The organism is Burkholderia sp. E168m15, assembly GCF_016586105.1.
Classification (GTDB): Bacteria; Pseudomonadota; Gammaproteobacteria; order Burkholderiales; family Burkholderiaceae; genus Burkholderia; species Burkholderia orbicola.
The window spans coordinates 19,072-37,535 of sequence record NZ_BCPO01000015.1 but is presented as its reverse complement, the minus strand read 5'-3'; the positions used below and the strand labels follow the sequence as shown (position 1 = coordinate 37,535).

The 18,464-nt window shown below is 65.6% G+C and carries 13 protein-coding genes and 1 pseudogene; 7 read left to right on the top strand and 7 right to left on the bottom strand.

Going from position 1 to position 18,464, the window contains the following annotated elements:
- Both JMF86_RS02050 and JMF86_RS02045 read right to left on the bottom strand, forming a co-directional pair.
- Positions 1-495 carry an LEA type 2 family protein gene (locus JMF86_RS02050; RefSeq protein WP_011546558.1) on the bottom strand — a complete coding sequence of 165 codons (495 nt, stop codon included), beginning with the start codon at positions 493-495 and terminating at the stop codon, positions 1-3.
- Positions 496-911: 416 nt separating this feature from the next.
- Entirely contained in the window at positions 912-1,121 is a 210-nt protein-coding gene (locus JMF86_RS02045; protein ID WP_154233672.1) for a hypothetical protein, read from the bottom strand.
- A 17-nt stretch (positions 1,122-1,138) separates the two neighbouring features.
- Here JMF86_RS02045 and JMF86_RS02040 point away from each other — a divergent pair, with 17 nt between their 5' ends.
- Positions 1,139-3,307, top strand: coding sequence for a M1 family metallopeptidase (locus JMF86_RS02040; protein WP_011694130.1), 2,169 nt, complete (start codon positions 1,139-1,141; stop codon positions 3,305-3,307).
- Positions 3,308-3,429: 122 nt separating this feature from the next.
- On the opposite strand, the gene JMF86_RS02035 is transcribed toward JMF86_RS02040, so the two are convergent.
- Positions 3,430-4,350 (bottom strand): LysR family transcriptional regulator, encoded by a 921-nt coding sequence (locus JMF86_RS02035; RefSeq protein WP_011546561.1) that lies wholly within the window; start codon positions 4,348-4,350, stop codon positions 3,430-3,432.
- Between the two features lie 163 nt (positions 4,351-4,513).
- On the opposite strand from JMF86_RS02035, the gene JMF86_RS02030 reads away from it, so the two are divergent.
- Together JMF86_RS02030 and JMF86_RS02025 are read left to right on the top strand one after the other, a co-directional pair.
- Positions 4,514-5,491 (top strand): zinc-binding alcohol dehydrogenase family protein, encoded by a 978-nt coding sequence (locus tag JMF86_RS02030; RefSeq protein WP_011694129.1) that lies wholly within the window; start codon positions 4,514-4,516, stop codon positions 5,489-5,491.
- Positions 5,492-5,518: 27 nt separating this feature from the next.
- Positions 5,519-5,665: pseudogene (locus JMF86_RS02025) on the top strand (DUF1427 family protein); the annotation flags it as partial.
- 46 nt (positions 5,666-5,711) lie between these two features.
- On the opposite strand, the gene JMF86_RS02020 reads toward JMF86_RS02025, so the two are convergent.
- Both JMF86_RS02020 and JMF86_RS02015 read right to left on the bottom strand, forming a co-directional pair.
- Positions 5,712-6,740, bottom strand: a complete 1,029-nt coding sequence (locus tag JMF86_RS02020; RefSeq protein ID WP_011546564.1) for a transporter — start codon at positions 6,738-6,740, stop codon at positions 5,712-5,714.
- Positions 6,741-6,952: 212 nt separating this feature from the next.
- On the bottom strand, positions 6,953-7,957 hold the full coding sequence (locus JMF86_RS02015; RefSeq protein ID WP_054928315.1) for a hypothetical protein: 1,005 nt from the start codon (positions 7,955-7,957) through the stop codon (positions 6,953-6,955).
- A 121-nt stretch (positions 7,958-8,078) separates the two neighbouring features.
- Here JMF86_RS02015 and JMF86_RS02010 point away from each other — a divergent pair, with 121 nt between their 5' ends.
- From JMF86_RS02010 to JMF86_RS01995, 4 genes are all read left to right on the top strand, one after another.
- Positions 8,079-8,924 carry a M15 family metallopeptidase gene (locus JMF86_RS02010; RefSeq protein ID WP_011546566.1) on the top strand — a complete coding sequence of 282 codons (846 nt, stop codon included), beginning with the start codon at positions 8,079-8,081 and terminating at the stop codon, positions 8,922-8,924.
- A gap of 301 nt (positions 8,925-9,225) precedes the next feature.
- Positions 9,226-13,170, top strand: a complete 3,945-nt coding sequence (gene tssM, locus JMF86_RS02005; RefSeq protein WP_011546567.1) for a type VI secretion system membrane subunit TssM — start codon at positions 9,226-9,228, stop codon at positions 13,168-13,170.
- Complete coding sequence (tagF, locus tag JMF86_RS02000; protein WP_054928314.1) at positions 13,167-14,156, top strand: type VI secretion system-associated protein TagF; 990 nt, start codon at positions 13,167-13,169, stop codon at positions 14,154-14,156. Before tssM ends, tagF begins: the two co-directional genes overlap by 4 nt.
- A 4-nt stretch (positions 14,157-14,160) precedes the next feature.
- Positions 14,161-15,111, top strand: coding sequence for an OmpA family protein (locus tag JMF86_RS01995; RefSeq protein ID WP_054928313.1), 951 nt, complete (start codon positions 14,161-14,163; stop codon positions 15,109-15,111).
- Between the two features lie 111 nt (positions 15,112-15,222).
- Here JMF86_RS01995 and JMF86_RS01990 read toward each other — a convergent pair whose 3' ends face one another.
- Positions 15,223-17,517 carry a DUF2235 domain-containing protein gene (locus JMF86_RS01990; RefSeq protein ID WP_175809243.1) on the bottom strand — a complete coding sequence of 765 codons (2,295 nt, stop codon included), beginning with the start codon at positions 17,515-17,517 and terminating at the stop codon, positions 15,223-15,225.
- Complete coding sequence (locus tag JMF86_RS01985; protein WP_054928311.1) at positions 17,510-18,361, bottom strand: DUF3304 domain-containing protein; 852 nt, start codon at positions 18,359-18,361, stop codon at positions 17,510-17,512. The genes JMF86_RS01990 and JMF86_RS01985 overlap by 8 nt, the downstream gene beginning before the upstream one ends.
- Between the last annotated feature and the right edge of the window lie 103 nt (positions 18,362-18,464).

Here is an 18,464-nt window from a genome sequence, read left to right as displayed (position 1 = left end):
CTACCCGCCCCACCCCGGCATGGTCGGCAGGCGCAGCGTGCCCGCATCGTTGAAGTGCACGGTGCCCAGCATGCTGCCGGCGAGCCGGCCGCGCAGCGCGTACGGCAGCTCGCCGTTCGCGGCCGCGCCGGGCAGGTTCCACGCCTGCCGCGCGGCCGCGAAGGCCGACACCGAAACCGGCACGTCGAGCACGGCCTCGCCAAACCGCGGCACGGTGCCCGCCCGATCGCTGACGCCGCTCGCGAACGGCGTGCCGTTCAGGTCGAGCGCGACCGAGATGCCGTCGTAGTCGATCGGCGCATCGTTCGGATTCTGCACGCGCAACTTCAGGCTGAAGCGCATCTCGAGGCCCTGCCCGACGAGCGGGTCGAGCCCGGCGACCGACACGCGCACCGGCTCGCGCGTGAACCCTGCACAGCCGCCGAGCAGGAACACGGCCGCGAACAGCAGCAACACGGTGCGCAGCGGCGCGATATGGAACAGGGCTCGTGGCATGGGACAGTCTCCTCGCGGCAATCGGTGAACGGGTCGTCGATGCATTGTACCGACCATGCCAACCGTCACCGGGTTTCGTAGTTTTTGCAGCACCGCAAGATCGTTAATAGATTAAAACTACGAAATTACCGGCTAAACGGAAAGCGCATTAATGACTTTCAGCATTCAATGAAGCGCCCGGAATTCAATAGATGCTCTTTCTAAATTTTTCATTTCCTTTACCCAAAACCATCAAGTATATTTACGCATCCTTGGAGCAAGCCGACAAACCTTGAAGCCGCATGACGGCGAATTTACGGGATGGCGACACGCTGTCCTTCCGTCCTGCGGACTGGCCCGGCCAGCCCCGTAGGTCGTCGGTTCAAAGGGATTGCGCGCCCGCGTCGGGCGTGCGGCCCCGTGTCGTGCGCGCGAAATCAATTCAGTACAACACGCGCCCGGCCATTTTGAACCGGCCAGTTAACCGACATCCGGAAAATCCAGAGGGGGCAGTAAACCATGATTACCTTTACGTAGTCGGCCGCCGTCTTTTCGAATAATCCGTCATTGGCATTTTTTCGCTGTTGATTAAACGGCGAGGGGATTGCTTTTGCCGGCGTTTTCGCAGCACTGAACGATTCTTTCAACAATCGAGGTTTCAGTCATGTCGATTCATATTCGCAAGATGCGTTATCTGCCGCTCGTCGCCGCACTCGCGCTCGCCGGGTGCGGCGGCGACGACGGCGGTGCGGGCTCCGCTTCCGCGCTCAGCTCCGCCGGCGCGCCGCATACCAGCTCGTCGCCCGCCGTCACCGCGCCGCCGAGCGCATCGAACGTCGACAAGAGCGTCTCGCCTGTCGAATTGCCGGACACCGTGGTGCCCGTGAACTACCGGCTGTGGTTCCGCCCGAACGACGCGCTGAACGCGTTCGACGGCCGCGCCGACGTCGAAATCAAGGTGCTGAAGCCGGTCAACAACATCGTGATCGCCGGCCACCGGATCAAGTTCACCAACGGCCGCATCACGCTGCAGCCGGGCAACATTCAGCTGATCGCGACGCCGCAGGACAAGGGCGACTTCTATCAGTTGCGCCCCGTCGCCGGCACGATCGCGCCGGGCAACTATTCGCTGCACATGGAGTGGTCGGGCATCATCAACTTCAAGTCGTACGACGATCCGGCCACGCAGACGGGCGGCAGCTGCGGCGACGATCCGTATCCGGGCTGCTCGGCCGCGGAAGGCGTGTTCCGCGTCGACCTGAAGGGCACCGACGGCAAGACGAGCGGCGCGATCCTGACGCAGGGCGAAACCAACCTGTCGCGCCAGTGGTTCCCCGGCTGGGACGAGCCGGCGTTCCGCCCGACCTATGAAGTGACGGCCGAAGTGCCGCAAAGCTGGCGCGTCGTGTCGAACGCGGCCGAGAAGCCGTCGACCAACGTCGGCGGCGGCTACAAGCTCGTGCAGTTCGAGAAGACCCCGCCGATGCCGTCGTACCTGCTGTTCTTCGGCGGCGGCCTGTTCGACACTTACGAGGACGACTTCACGAGCCCGCTGCCGGGCGGCAAGGGCGGCCTGCACCTGCGTGTGTTCACGCCGCCGGGCATGAGCGAGTGGGCGAAGCCGGCGATGGACCGCACCAAGCAGGCGCTCGACTACTACTACCGCTACACGGGCATCCCGCTGCCGCTCACGAAGTTCGACACGGTAGCCGCGAACGATGCGTTCAAGGATCAGAAGGACCTGAACTTCGGCGGGATGGAGAACTGGGGCTCGATCCTCGAGTTCGCCGACGACATCCTGCCGCAGCCGGGCCAGCCGATGTCGCACTACGGCAACGAAGTACTGACGCACGAAGTGGCGCACCAGTGGTTCGGCGATCTCGTGACGACCGACTGGTGGGACAACGTGTGGCTCAACGAATCGTTCGCGACGTTCTTCGAGACGAAGACGACGATCCAGTTCTTCCCCAACGAGTTCAGCTGGCTCGACCAGGTGAAGAACAAGTATCGCGTGATCAATCGCGACATCGGCCCGAACGCGTTCCCGGTCGCGCCGAACTTCAACGACTGGGCGTCGAACGACTTCGTGCTGAGCGCCAGCGCGTTCACGTACGACAAGGGCGGCCACGTGCTGAAGACGCTCGAGAACTATCTCGGCGAGCAGACGCTGCGTAAGGGCCTGCAGCAGTACCTGGTCGACTACTCGTTCGGCAACGGGACGCCGAAGCGTCTGTGGGATGCGCTGTCGAAGGAAAGCGGCCAGGCGGTCGGCCCGATCGGCGATAGCTACGTGCGTCAGACCGGCGTGCCGCTGATCTCGCTCGACACGCAGTGCGACCTGACGAAGAACCAGACGGTCGTCACGCTGAAACAGCAGCCGTTCCCGAACAAGAACGCGTATCCGGGCCTGCAGTGGACGGTGCCGATCACGCTCGCGTACGGTCAGGGTCTCGCGAAACGCACGACGCTCGCGCTGAAGGATACGCAGGCGCAGACGCGAATCGAAGGCTGCACGGGCGTGGTCGCCGATCCGAGCGGTCTCGATTACTACGTCGTGAACTACAGCGACACGGCCTGGAGCGGGCTGCTCACGCAGGTGAACAGCTCGACCGATCCGGTGCTGCTGGCGAACCTGAAGAGCGAAGCGGCGCTGCTCGTCGCGAACAACCTCGCGCCGGCTTCGCGCTCGACGTCGATCGGTTCGGTCGCTTCGCCGGCCGCGATGAAGCTGCGCCAGACGCCGACCTTCGGCGGCATCGAAGCGGTGACGAAGGAACGTCCGGCACGGCAATACCAGGGCCTCTTCAAGCCGCGCAAGGTAGTGACGCAGTAACGGTGCGCGTCCGGCCGGTACCGCGCGACCCGCGGCGCCGGCCGGCGTACCGGTTTCTCCGACCTGTTGACGGGCCTCGCATGCGAGGCCCTTTTTTCATGGGGCGCGGCGTGCGCCCGCCGTCACGCCCACGCGGCGTCCCACGCCGGCTGCGCGAACCACGTGGCGAGGAACGCGACGAGCCGCGACGTGCGCGCACTGCCGCGCGCGTGCTGGCGCAGCACGTGAATCGTCGCCGGCTCGGGCGCCGCCGCGTACTGCGGCAGCAGCGCGCGCAACCGTCCGTCGCGCAGCGCGTCCGCCACGAGCCAGGTCGGCAGGTGCGCGAGACCGAGCCCGTCGATGGCCGCCTCGAGCAACGCTTCCGAATGATTGCTGCGAAACCGCGGTTGCGCCGGCACGTGACGGCGCTCGCCGAAGCGCCACGCGCCGGGCGGCGGCGCGCCATGCCACGCGAGACAGTCGTGGCCGCCGAGCGCGTCGGGCGATGCGGGCTCCCCGCACCGTGCGAGATAGGCCGCGCTCGCGCACAGCACGCGCCGCTGCGGCGCCAGCACCGTCGCGACGAAACGCGTGTCCTCGAGCGGGCCGATGCGCACCGCGAGATCGACGTCGGAGCCGAGCCGCGCGCCCTGCAGGTCGACCATGCTGTCGGTCAGCACGAGGTCGACCTGCAGCGCCGGATAGCGCTGCATGAACGCGGCCAGCGCGGCCATCAGGTGCCGCCGTCCGAAGGGCGCCGGACAGTCGACACGCAGCAGCCCGCCCGGTTCATCGTGCTGGCTGTGCAGGTCTTCCTGCAAGCCGCGCAGCTCAGCCAGCATCCGGGTCGCGCGCCCGTACAGCAGTTGCCCGGCCTCGGTCGGCCGCAGCGCGTGCGTGGTGCGATGCAGGAGACGGATGCCGAGCTGCGTCTCGAGCCGGTCGATGCGCCGCGTGACCGACGACGCGGCAACGCCGAGCCGGCGCGCGGCCGCCGAGAAGCTCTGCTGGTCGACCACGTCGACGAACAGCGCGAGATGCGGGGAAAGGAAGTCGTCCATTCGTGAGCCTGCGATTTTTGGCTATGCGGAAAACGCAAAGCAATCATCCGCCTTTGCACGTTTCCGCGTCAAACCGGGCCCACTAGACTGCATTCACCGGTTTCATCCGCCGCACGCGCCGGCCCGCCGGGCCGGGCGGCCGCCATCGTTCATGGAGATCATCATGCGCAGCATCCGCTTCGACACCCCCGCCGCCGACATCGAGTCGCTCGACGCGCGCGTGCGGGACATCGCCCCGCCCGTACCGGCCGACGGCCAGATGCTGATCGAGGTGCGCGCGGCCGGCGTGAACCCGAGCGACGTGAAGGCCGCGCTCGGCCGCATGCCGCATGCGGTGTGGCCGCGCACGCCGGGGCGCGACTGGGCCGGCATCGTGCGCAGCGGCCCCGACAACTGGATCGGCGCGCCGGTGTGGGGCTCGGGCGGCGATCTCGGCGTCGGGCGCGACGGTTCGCATGCGGAATGGCTCGTGCTGGACGCCGCGCACGTGCGCCGCAAGCCGGGCGTGCTGACGCTCGAAGAGGCGGCCGGCGTGGGCGTGCCGTTCGTCACCGCATACGAGGGCCTGCGCCGGGCCGGCATGCCGACGGCCGACGACGTCGTGCTCGTGTTCGGCGCGAACGGCAAGGTCGGCCAGGCCGCGATCCAGCTCGCCACCGCGCGCGGCGCGACCGTGATCGGCGTCGAGCGCGGGCCCGGCGACTATCGCGGCCATGCGTCAGGCGACGTTTCCATGATCGACGCATCGAGCCGGACGGTGGCCGACGCGGTACGCGAATTGACCGGCGGCCACGGCGCGGACATCGTCTACAACACGGTCGGCAGCCCGTATTTCGAAGCGGCGAACGCGTCGATGGCGATCGGCGCGCGGCAGATCTTCATCTCGACGATCGAGCGCAGCGTGCCGTTCGACATCTTCGCGTTCTATCGCGGCCAGCACACGTTCGTGGGCATCGATTCGCTGCAGCTCGGCCCGGCCGCGGTCGCGCAGATCCTCGATACGCTCGCGCCCGGCTTCGGCAACGGGACGCTGCGCCCGTTCCCGATCGGCGACGACTACGTGTACCCGCTCGAGCATGCGCACGACGCGTATCGCGCGGTGCTGGCCGGTGCGCGCGAGCGCGTCATCCTCAAGCCCTGACACCGGACCTTACGGGAGACCGCCATGATGGATTACGTGACCTCGCTCGCGGTGGGCGTCGGTGTCGGTGTGTTGTACGCGCTGCTGCACGTGCGCTCGCCGGCCCCGCCGCTCGTTGCGCTCGTCGGCCTGCTCGGGATGGTGATCGGCGAACGCGCGATCGCGCTGCTGCGTTGATGCGCTGCTGCGTTGATGCGTTGATGCGTCGCCCGATGGCGCGCTAGCGATCGTCGCGGCGCCGGAACGCCCACCACGCGGCCAGCGCGGTGAAGCCGGCAACGAGCAGCACCATCAGCCAGAAGCCGTGCTTGTTCTCCGAGAACGGCACGCCGCCGACGTTCATCCCGAAGAAGCCGGCGACGATGTTGATCGGCAGCGCGATCACGGTGACGAGCGTCAGCGTGAACAGCGTCCGGTTGTTCTGCTCGTCGAGGCGCGAACCGATCTCTTCCTGCAGCAGCTTGATGCGCTCGTTGAGCCCCGCCAGATCGGCGAGCACCAGCGAGAACTCTTCGGTCGACTCGCGCAGCTCCTGCACGTCTTCGGTATGCAGCCACGCGGGCGGCTTCGCGAGCAGCCGGAAGATCGAGCCGGGCTCGGGCGCGAGCATGCGCTGCAGGCGCGTCAGCGTGCGGCGCATCGCGCCGAGCTCGATGCGGCTCGACGTGAGCCGCTGCGACAGGAAGCGATCCTCGATGCGGTCGACGTCGACGCTCGTGCGCCGCATGATCTGGATCAGCAGGTCGGCCTGGTCGCGCAGCAGGTGCACGAGCAGCTCCGCGGGCGAGCGGAACTGCTCGCCGTCGCGCACGCACGCGCGCAGCGTGTCGACCGAGCGCAGCGGCTTGAGCCGCGCGGTCACCATGATGCGCCGCTCGACGTGGACGAACAGCGTCGCGATCTCCGACGGCGTGAGCTCGAGGTTGAACATCACGTCGTTGACGATCGCGCGCAACGCGCCGTCTTCCTGCTCGATGCGCGTCGAGCGCGAGCCTTCATGCAGGAATTCGAAGAAGCTGTCGGGCAACCCGAGATGCGTGCGCATCCAGCGCTCGCTCGCGCCGTGCGCCAGATTGAAATGCAGCCAGACGAAATCGCCCGATGCGGCCGCGCCGTGCTCGCGGCAGGTGCGCAGCCATGCGGCGGCCGCGTCGGCATCGAGCATCGCGCCGGCGCCGCCCGGATCGAAGCGGAATCCGCACACCATGCCGGACGTGTCGGCGCCGTAAGTCTGTACGATCAGGTCCATCGTGTCGAAGGTGGTGCGGCGCGCGGCGCGCCGCACATCGCAGGTCGCGGGCCCGCGCCGGGAAAAGAAAGGAGACGTATGCCCGACGGGCGTGACGCGCTCGTGACAGTGTCACACGGCATCATACCGGCAGCGTCTCCTGCCCCAAAAACAACGCGCCGCCCACTGGGCGGCGCTGACAGGAAAGACCCTCGTGACGCGCGCGGCACGCGTTACTGCCGCGTCTCCGACTGCGCGGCGCTCGGGCACGCGGGGTCCTTGCCCCAGTGGCCGTCGCACACGCGCCAGCGGCACAGCTGATCCTCGAAGAAACCGCGCTCCGAACACGCCTTCACGCGCGACGCCAGCGAGCCGCCGGTCGTTGCCGACGCCTTGGTCGGCACGGCCTGCGCCTTCTCGGCGGCGAGTTTCTTGTCGGCCGGCTTCGTGCGCGCGACGAGCGCGGCAAGCAGATCGGCATCCGGATCGTCCTTCCCGGCCGCCTTCGCGGTTCGGGTCGGCGTCGCTTCGCGGCGCTTCTTCGCCTGCGCGAGCTCGGCCTGCTGTTCCTTGCGATGCTTGCGGGCTTCGGCCTTCGTGTCGGCCTTCGTATCGGCCTTCGCCTCGGTTTTCGTGTCGGTCTTGCCGTGAGCGGCGACCTTCGTGCTCTTCGACGCGTCGGCCTTCGCCGTCTTGGTCGTCGCCGCTGCGGCGGCCGCGGTTGCGGCGACGCCAGCCGCGGCCGCCGTGCCCGAGCCATCGTCGGCGCCGTTGGCGAGCGCGCGCGACAGCCGGCTGTTGTCCGCCGCGGAGGCAGCGGAAGCCGATGCGGATGCAACGGTCTGGGACGCCGAGTCGTCGTTGACGATCGTGGCCGGTTGCGCGGCCGATGCGGCGGACGCGCCGTTCTGCGCGACCTGCACGGCGGCGCCGCTGGCCGGCGCGGCCTTGTCCGGCGCAGCCGCCGCGGGTGCCGTCGCGGCCGCCACCGCGACGTGCGGTTCGCCCGATGACTGCTGCATGCGCCACGCGCCCCAGCCGCCGACGGCCACGACCAACGCCACCACGGCGGCGATCGGCGCCTTCAGCGAACGGCGCGGCGGCTCGGCGGGCGGCGTGACACGCCCTTCCAGATCCGCGAGAATGCGCGACTGCCGAGGTCCTCCCTCGCCTGCCGGTTTAGTATCGGACAGCAGGCTGGGCGGAGTTTTCGAATTTGAATTTTCCGGCGCACTCATTCAGCGTCTCATTGAATCCTGGTTTAATTCACCGCGATAATATAGCCCGGCCTCTCGAAGCAGCCTGATTCTAAGAGCAAGCATTGCAAAACACAATCAATTCCAATTTCCGGGGATTTCTTTGATTGCCGTCGCACTCGTCGCCTATTTCACCCTCGCCGTCGCCGTTGCGGCACTGTTGCTTTTACCGGGTATCCGCGCGACCGTTTTCGAATCCGTGGCCCAGTTTCACGGCCGTCTGACGCGCCGTGCGAACGAGCGCGCCGCACGCACGCGCAGTCAAATTGTTAAATCGGCAACCGTGACGCGCGGCGCATTAAGCGACGTGCAAAATTTACTGGTTCGGCGGCGCTTGATGATTATGGTGTCGGCAGGTATTCTTGCGACGCCGCCATTGGTGGCCATTGCGTTACGCGGTCGGCAATTATTTCAGTACGACGACACGGCGCGCGTGCCCGACGAGAAGATCGCCGCGCTGTTGCAGGGCGAACAACTCGTGCCGCCGCCGCCGTTGCCGCCGGAAGTCTTTGCCACGAAGGAAGTCGAACAGATCCGCCCGGCGCTCAAGGATGCAAGCCGCGACTGGAACCTGCTGGACCCGGATTTCCGTACGCGTTTGCTGCTGGTCTACAAGATCATGCACGAACAACATGGCTATGAAATGGCGCTGCTGGAAGGCTACCGGAGCCCGGAACGACAGAACCGGCTCGCGCAGATGGGCACGAACGTGACCAATGCCGCGGCCTTCCAGAGTTATCACCAGTTCGGGTTGGCGGCCGACAACGCATTCCTGCGCGACGGCAAGCTGGTCATTTCCGAGAAAGATCCGTGGGCGATGCGCGGCTACCAGTTGTACGGCCAGGTCGCCGAGCAAGTCGGCCTGACCTGGGGCGGCCGATGGAAAATGATGGATCTCGGGCACGTGGAATACCATAAACCCGGTTTTAAACTGGGACGCGGCAGCTAGTCAGGGCTGCCGGACAAGAAATAATGAGGGCGGCATGGGGCTTTTTAATCACCCGGCAGGAAACGATTTGGGCGGCGCAAACAATCGGGCATTCCGGTGCGCGATTTTTTCCGGCCGCCGCTTCCGTTTTAAATCTCACAGCGTCCTTTCGTTAATGCGCGCGCCTTCTCCGATGCCGCGGGCGCATTGATGCCAGCCTCCTTCACCCCGTTTGACAGCATGGCGACACATCGCGGCGCCACCCTTGCCGCTCGGCGCGCCTGCGTCGCCTCACCGAATCGCACCGGAACCTGAACGTCCTATGCAACGCATCCTCAACGTGCTGACTCATCCGCGTACGCTCTCGATCGTCGGGATCGTCGCGCTAGCGGCCATTCTGTTCATCGTCGCCGACATGCTGCAGCTGCCGCTCCTGTGGGCGGCGCTCGCGTTCGCGGCGGTCCTCGCGCTGTGGCTCGTCGTCGCGCTATGGCGCCGCTGGCGCGTGAAGCGCGCGAACCAGCAGCTCGGCCAGGTGCTGGAAGAGCAGGCGGAAACCGGCAAGATCGCCGCACCGGCCGCCGCCGCGCTCGCGCCGGACGCGAAGACGGCCGACCTCGACGTGCTGCGCACGCGCCTGTCGGATGCGGTGAAGACGATCAAGACGTCGAAGATCGGCCAGGTGTCGGGCGGCTCCGCGCTGTACGAACTGCCGTGGTACATCGTGATCGGCAACCCAGCCGCGGGCAAGAGCAGCGCCGTGCTCAATTCCGGCCTGCAGTTCCCATTCGCGGACAAGAACAGCGCCGTGATCCACGGCATCGGCGGCACGCGTAACTGCGACTGGTTCTTCACGACCGAAGGGATCCTGCTCGATACGGCCGGCCGCTATTCGGTGCACGAGGAAGACCGTAGCGAGTGGCTCGGCTTCCTCGGGCTGCTCAAGCGCTACCGTCCGAAGGCGCCGATCAACGGCATCATCGTCACGGCCAGCATCGCCGAACTCACCGGCAATCGCCCCGAATTCGCGATCAACCTCGCGAAGAACCTCCGTCAGCGCGTTCAGGAGCTGACCGAAAAGCTGGAAGTGTTCGCGCCGGTCTACGTGATGTTCACGAAGGCCGACCTGATCACCGGCTTCACCGAATTCTTCAGCAGCAGCGACAAGCACGAGTACGACCGCGTGTGGGGCGCCACCCTGCCCTACGAACCCGACGACAAGCGTGACGTCGTCGCGCAGTTCGACACGCACTTCGAGGAACTCTACGAAGGGCTGAAGGAAATCAGCGTCGCGCAGCTGTCGCTGTCGCGCGGCAACCAGCTGTCGCCGGGCCAGTTGAGCTTTCCGCTCGAATTCTCGACGATCAAGCCGTCGCTGCGCGCGTTCCTCGCGACGCTGTTCGAGAACAACCCGTTCCAGTACAAGCCGATCTTCCGCGGCTTCTACTTCACCAGCGCACTGCAGGAAGGCGAAACCAACAGCGCGGCCGCGCAGCGCATCGCGCACCGCTTCGGCCTCGACGGCAGCGCGCTGCCGAAACCGCACAGCGCGTTCTCGAAGAACGGCTTCTTCCTGCGCGACCTGTTCTCGAAGGTGATCTTCGCGGACCGCCAGACGGTGCGCCAGTTCGCGAGCCCGACCAAGACGCGGCTGCGCTACGCGACCTTCTTCGGCTTCGTCGCGGCGCTCGCGCTGGCGTTGGGCGGCTGGACCTGGTCGACGATCGGCAACCAGCAGCTCGTCGCGAACGTGCAGGCCGACCTCGACAACGTCACGCGCCTGCAGCAGGGCCGCAACGACCTGCAGTCGCGCCTGCAGGCGATGGACATCATCGAGGACCGGATCGAGCAGCTCGAACAGTTCCGCCGCGACAAGCCGCTGTCGGTGTCGCTCGGCCTGTACCAGGGCGACCGTCTCGAGCAGCACCTGCTGACCGAGTACTACAACGGCGTGCGCCAGATCCTGCTGGCCCCGGTGTCGCAGAACCTCGCGTCGTTCATGAAGGACGTGAACGCGCACCCCGAGCAACTCGTGCCGATGACGCGCCCGCCCGAATCGGGCGCCGTGCAGGGCGGCACGCTGCCGGTCTCGACGAACGCGGCAGGCGCCGCGCCGCAAGCGGGCGCGATGCTGGCCGCGTCCGGCACCGCGCCGGCCGCCGCCCCGCAACAGGCGGCCGCGCCGCAGGGCGGCCTCTACAGCGACGCGTCGCCGACCAACGTGCAGGACGCATACAACGCGCTGAAGACCTACCTGATGCTGTCCGACAAGCGTCACGTCGAACAGGCGCACCTGACCGACCAGCTCGCCCGCTTCTGGCGCGGCTGGCTCGAGACGAATCGCGGCAACATGCCGCGCGACGAGATGATCCGGAGCGCCGAGCGCATGATCTCGTTCTACCTGTCGCGCGTGAACGACGACGACTGGCCGATGATCGACGCGAACCTCGCGCTCGTCGACCAGACCCGCGAGAACCTGCGCCGCGTCGTGCGCGGCATGCCGGCCCGCCAGCGCGTCTACGAGGAGATCAAGGCCCGCGCATCGACCCGCTTCGCGCCGATGACCATCGCGCGCATCGTCGGCGACGGCAACCAGGGGCTCGTGGCAGGCAGCTATGCGATTCCGGGCACGTTCACGCGCGAAGCGTGGTTCGACTACGTGCAGCCGGCGATCCGCGATGCGGCGACCAAGGAGCTGCAGGCGAAGGACTGGGTGCTCAACACGTCGACGCAGGACGACCTGACGCTCGAGGGCAGCCCCGAGCAGATCCAGAAGACGCTCGTCGGCATGTACAAGACCGAGTACGCGCAGCACTGGCAGAAGTTCATGCAGGGCATCGCGGTACAGGGCTTCACCAGCTTCGGCCAGGCCGTCGACGGGATGAACCGTTTGGGCGACCCGCAGGATTCGCCGATCCGCAAGATCCTCGAGACCGCGTACGACCAGACGTCGTGGGACAACCCGTCGCTCGCGAACGTGACGATCAAGAAGGCGCAGACGGGCGTCGTGAACTGGGTCAAGCAACTGTTCACGCGCTCGCAGGCCGGCCAGATGGCGGCAGCCAACATCGACATCAACGGCAATCCGGCCGAGGTGCCGATGGGTCCGATCGGCCAGGAATTCGTCGGGCTCGCGCGGATCGTCGCGACGCATGACGGCACGTCGATGCTCAAGGGCTACATGGAGTCGCTGTCGAAGGTCCGCACGCGCTTCAACGTGATCAAGAATCAGGGCGATCCGGGACCGGGCGCGCGCCAGCTGATGCAGCAGACGCTCGACGGCAACGGGTCGGAACTCGCCGATTCGCTGAAGCTCGTCGACGAGCAGATGCTGACGGGCCTGACCGATTCGCAACGCAAGTCGCTGCGCCCGCTGCTGGTGCGGCCGCTGATGCAGGCGTTCGCGGTCGTGATCCAGCCGGCCAGCGCCGAAGTCAACAAGGTGTGGAACGCGCAGGTCTACCAGCCGTTCCAGAGCTCGCTCGCGACCAAGTACCCGTTCGCGGCGAACGCGAAGGTCGAGGCCGGCGCCGGCGAGATCGCGCAGGTGTTCGGTCCGGACGGCTCGATCGCGAAGTTCGTCGGCACGACGCTCGGGCCGCTCGCGGTGCGCCGCGGCGACACGCTCGCCGCCCGCACGTGGGGCGACATGGGCATCGGGCTCACGCCGGACTTCACGAACGGCTTCGCACGCTGGGTCGCGCCGCTCGCGGGCGGCGCCGCCGGCAGCGCGGCCGCGTCGGCCGAACCGCAGACCGTGTTCCAGATCCTGCCGCAACCGAGCACGGGCACGACGGAATACACGATCGCGATCGACGGCCAGCAGCTGCGCTACCGCAACACGCCGCCGCAGTGGACCAACTTCGTGTGGCCAAACCCGCAGGGCGCGCCGGGCGCGACGCTGTCCGCGACGACCTTCGACGGCCGCACGGTGCAGCTCGTCAACGAGCCGGGCCGCTACGGTCTCGAGAAGCTGATCAACTCGGCGCAGCGCAAGCGCCGTCCGGACGGCACCTTCGACCTGACGTGGGCACAGGGCAGCGTGAACGTGTCGGTGACGATGCGCATCATCAGCACGTCGCAACCGTCGGCCGGTGGCGGCGACCAGCCGCAGCAGCAGAGCCTGCGCGGCCTGCAGCTGCCGTCGTCGGTCGCCGACGCGAGCGCGGGCGCCGCGCAGAACGCGACGCAAGCCGGCACCGGCACGCCGGGCGCCGCGCCGGCCGTCGCGGCCGCCAACGCAACGAATGCACAGAGGGCGCAATGACGCAAACCGTACAGGCGCAAATCGCCTACTTCGGCAAGATTCCGTCGCGCGGCGACTTCGTGAAGAGCGCGCACAATCCGCAACTGCTGCAGACGCTCGATCGCTGGATCGCGCAGGCGCTGGAGCTGCTCGCGGAGGATCCGCGCTGGAAGATCGTCTACGAGGATGCGAAGCCGATGCATTTCGCGTTCCTCGGCTCGCGCAGCAAGCTCGCGATCGCGGGCCACATGGTCGCGAGCCACGACGTGTCGATGCGCCGCTTCCCGTTCCTCGGCGCGACCGCGCTCGAGGTCGACCGACCGCTCGCGTTCCTCGCGCGCAGCCCGCTCGCGTTCGCGCGGCTGTGGTCGCGCGTCGCCGCGCAGATCCCGCCGCTGCTCGGCAAGGACGAGCCGCCCGGCGCGCTGCAGGCGCTCGGCGACACGCAGGTGCCGATCGACATCGGCGGCCCCGGCACGTCGCATGACGGCACCTTCAACGATTTCGTCGAACACCAGACGCTGTACGGCCTGCAGGAGATGCTGCTCGAAAGCGGTCATCCGGTGCGGCTGCGCGGCGCGATGCTCGCGCTCGGCTCGCTGCTGCGCCCGGTGATGCAGAGCGGCTCGTCGCACATCGAGCGCGGCCTCACGCTGCCGCTGCCGGTCGACCCGTTCTACCGCAGCCTCGTCGCCGCGTTCTGGCTCGAACTGATCGCGCCGTTCGTCGCGCAGGCCGACTTCGAGCTTGCGATCTTCATCGGCACGATCGCCGAACGCGAACGGCTCGTCATCGGCTTCAACGGCGCGTCGGCGAAGACGCTGCTGAGCGTCGTCGACCCGCAGACCTACGCCGCCCACAACATCGACATCGACGATCCCGAGTGGATCGACGCCCATGCGCAAAACGATCAGCAGATCAGCAAGCTCGTCAGCTACCTCGAACAACCGCAACTCTCGCTGCGCGTCGCCATCGACGCGTTCCGCGAAGCGTTCATCGGAGGCTGACGGCATGCATCGCACGATTCAGGTCCGGCGCGCGCGCCTGTCGGCCGCCGTCTCGCCCACCCTCGCCGCGCTGTTCGCGGCCGGCCTCGTCGCGAGCGGCGCGGCCTTCGCGCAGAACACGGGCGCGACCGTCACGCCGGTCGGCAACGGCACGGTCGCGACGACCGCGCTGCCGCAGGCGAACCCGAACGCCGGCGGCGCGTCCGGCACGGTGGTGCACGGCACCGCCGGCACGATCGCGCCGCCGCCCGCGAACGCGACGCCCGGCCAGGTGGTGGTCGGCGGCAAGGTGCCCGACGAGGCGACCAAGGCCGCCGTGCTGCAGAAGCTGCGCGACACCTACGGCGCGACGAACGTCGTCGACCAGGTCGAGGTGGGCGACGTCGCGACGCCGCCGAACTGGAGCGCGAACGTGCAGAAGCTGCTCGGCGCGCAGCTCAAGCAGATCAGCAAGGGCCAGTTGAAGATCAACGGCACGCAGATCGAGATGAAGGGCGAGGTGCACAACGAGGCGCAGCGCCAGCAACTCGCGAGCGACATGGCGAACACGCTGAACCCGACGTACACGATCAAGAACGGGCTGCGCGTGTCGGCGTCCGAACAGGGCGTGCTCGACCAGACGCTCGCGAACCGGACGATCGAGTTCGAGACCGGCAGCGCGACGCTGACGCCGCAGGGCAAGCTGATCCTCGACCAGATGGCGGCCGCGCTGGCGAAGATGCAGAACCGCACGGTCGACATCATCGGCCACACCGACAACTCGGGGAACCGGACGTCGAACATCGCGCTGAGCCAGGCGCGCGCGGATGCGGTGAAGGGGTATCTGATCACGAAGAGCATTCCGCCGCAGCAGATGACGACGACGGGGGTGGGCCCGGATCAGCCTATTGCGCCGAACGATACGGCGGATGGGCGGGCTAGGAATCGGCGGATCGAGTTCCGGGTGGGGCAGTAACGGGTGTAGCGGGAAATCGGCCGGTCGCTCGCTCAACGGCGAAGCGGCGCGGCACACGACGGGCGGTGGCACGCGTGTCACCGCCCGTTTTTCATGCGCGGCTGCTGGTTGTCAGTGAACGGGAGGCGTCGCGCCACCCTTATAGCTTTTCGCCCATTCCTGGCTCTGCTTGGCGGCCTGGTCGATACGTGCAGCAACGCGATCGTCCTTCTGGCGTTGCTTCGCTTCCTTGGCGAGATCGGTCGAACCGAACTCGTCCTTGTCTCGCGTGCGGAAGTACAGCGACGGAGCGAGCACATGGTCCTGCCAGCTCGTCAGCAACGTGTCGTGAACGAGCATGTCGAACAGCGCCATCACGTCCGGCGGCAACGGGTGCTTGCCCTCGATCCCTTCTTTCCAGGCCGACACGAGTTCCATCTCGGCTTCAGGAAGCATGGCTACCTCGACCGCATCCGCGCTGACCTTGTTATCGGAATCCCACGAATCCGGCATGTTGCGGATGCGCTCGACGGACTGCTTCAGGCCCTCCTGATACGACGCGCTGCGCAGCTTCTTTTCCGCTTCCTTCTCAAGACGCTCCCAGACCGTCGAATAGTCCTTCGGTGCCTCCGCGATCAATTTCTCATAACGCTTTTGCGCTGCGTCGCTCGCCGCCTTCATGCCCCGAAGCTTCGCCTGCTCGTCCTGGCTGCGGCTGGCCAGCATGCTCATATTGATGCCTTCTCGCTGAAGCTCCCAGTCGAGTTGCGACTTCGCGGTCTTGCGCTGCAGGTCGGCGTCGGCCATGTTGCGCTTCCAGTCGGCGACGGGATCGGAAATCGTGCGACGGAATTCGGGATCCATGTAGCGGGCTGCAATCCAGCGCATGAAGACTTTCGAATGTTCCATGAAATCGGCACCGGACTTGCGCGGGACGAGCGTGCGGTAGGCATTGACCAGCGCTTTGATTCGAAATTCCTTACCACCGTACTTGATCGGATCCGAGAGTTTGAAGCGCTTGAACACCGGCGCGTTGTACAGGTACAAATCTTCCATGGTGTCCATGGCGGCGCCCGCCTTGATCGCCTCCAGCAACATGTCTTGCAGCGGAACTCGCATCAGCTCCGCGTTGACCCCCAGGGACCCGCTCGGCGCGCCACCGACGACATCGCAGCTCGTACCCGGGTAGAGATACTGCTCGCCACGGGTCTTCTCAAGACTGTCGAGACGCTGATAGAAGCGCATCTCATGCGCTGCGGCGAAATGAACGCAGCGCTGCACGCTGGCCGGTATCGCGAGAGGACGATCCTTGAAGCTGGTCTTCAGCATACCCAGATAAGGCACCATACCGATCAGTTCCCCGGCTTCCTCCGACATGACGGACGAAACGGCATCGAGCAATCCGACGAACTTGATCTGGATCGACACGCCTTCAATAGCGAGATCCGTATCGTCCCTACGCTTGTACTTCTCAGCCAGATCGTTGATGAACGCGCGTGCAAGCACGCACCCTCGGTCCGCACCGAACACCGATACCTCGATGGCCCGAACGTTCGGCATCTGGTTCTTCACGGCCTCGTACGCGGCTTTGAACTGGTCCTTCGCTGCGATCAACCGGGTATCGACACCCGTTCCAAACGCCTTGGCCATGACGGAATTGTCGCGCACGATCGGCACATTTTCCATCGCTATACCGACAAAAAGACTGCGCGCAACCGCCCAGCCTGCCTTCATCGGAGCGCCTTTGACATTGTTCTTGAAGTCGTTTTTCGCGTTGCGCCACAGCAGCGTTCCCATCGCCTTGGTTCGTTCCCAGTAGCGCTCCTGCGATGCATTCAACACATTCATCACACGCCGCGCCTGAGCGGGAATGTGCTCGATATCCTTCCTGAGATCCTGGAATGCCTTATCAATCGGTCGAAGCGAAAAATCGCCATCCAGAAATCCATCAAGGAGTTGCTTCTTGACGCCGTCGACGCGCTTTTTTACGTTCGCCTGTTCGATCGGTGTGTTGACACGAGTGAACAACTTGGCAGCCGACTCCGCTCCGCTCAATGCCTTCTTGCCGGCCATCTTGCATGCGGCTACGCCTGCATTGATCCATTCATTGGCTTTAGCTGACTCGTTGAGCGGCGTGCCCAATCCGGAATAATAGAAGCGGAACCAGAACTGATTCGCGGGCCGCCTCGGATCCTCAAGGTCCCGATGCGCCTCCCAAAGCCGGGCGATATTGGAATACTGCGAACTCGACTGATCGTCGATATCGCGATGGCGTCCGAATGCATCGAAGAAAAAGCCCATCCGAATCGTCGCCCCGCACGGCATGCAATCACCCTTCGGGTACATCGTTGCGTTCTGCTTGGCGATTTGTGCGTAGACGGAGGTCGGCGTTGCATCATCTGGATCAAGTTTGACTTTATCAGCCATGCTTTTTCTCCTCCACGCGTGCCGGCGGAATCAGCCCATCAGGGATGGGTGGCACCGCAACCGGTTCGAACTTGTCACTCGTCAATTCGGCCTGGATGTTTTTCGGCAACGATTGCATAGACTTCGCGAAGGCCCCCGGCTTGCCCGCATCCGCTTGCAACATGCGCTGGATCTCCGGATGCGAGTCAAAGCGACTATTCACGAGCAGATTGTAGTAAGCGTACTGTTTCAGATCGTCGAGATCGGTGAGGCGGTATTTCAGCCATGCCATTGCGACAACTCGCGCAACACGGCGAAACTGCTGGTCTTCACGCTCGTCGTACCGCTTGCTCAATTGCGCCTGATACCGGCTCGCCATCCAGCGCGACACATCGATCATCGGAACACGCGATTCATCTATCAGCGCGCCGGGAAACTGAAGCTCGACGTGGCGATCCGGATAGAAGTGAACCTCGAGAATTCGATCACCTATCTTCTCGGGAACCGGTGACGGAGACAACGTCGCTTTTGCCTCTCCGTGAAGCGTTTCCTCGTTGCCTTTGTGCCACTGGTCGACGTCGACATAATTCCATTTGACCGTGAACTCGGTTCCCTGGAGCTTGTAGCAACACGTCACGCCGCCGCCACCGCCCGGCAAACTATTCCCTCCGCCTGCCTTGTTTCCGTGGGCATCGGTGATGGTAAACCCGTCCAGGTTGTACGGCAGATAGTTGTGGGCGATAACCGAAACGCCACTATATGTCGGCTCTGACTTGCCGCACGCCGCCATGGCCGTCACGAGCAGACACCCTGCCAGAACACGGTTCGCTAGACCTGAAAATCTCGTCGCTCTATTCACTGACATTTTCCTTCCGAAGATTGTCCAGCATGCGTTACCGACATATCGGCGCATCGGTATTGTTCCGTCTGCCACGCAAGCCGCCCTTCTTTCATTCCGCGAGCAGTTC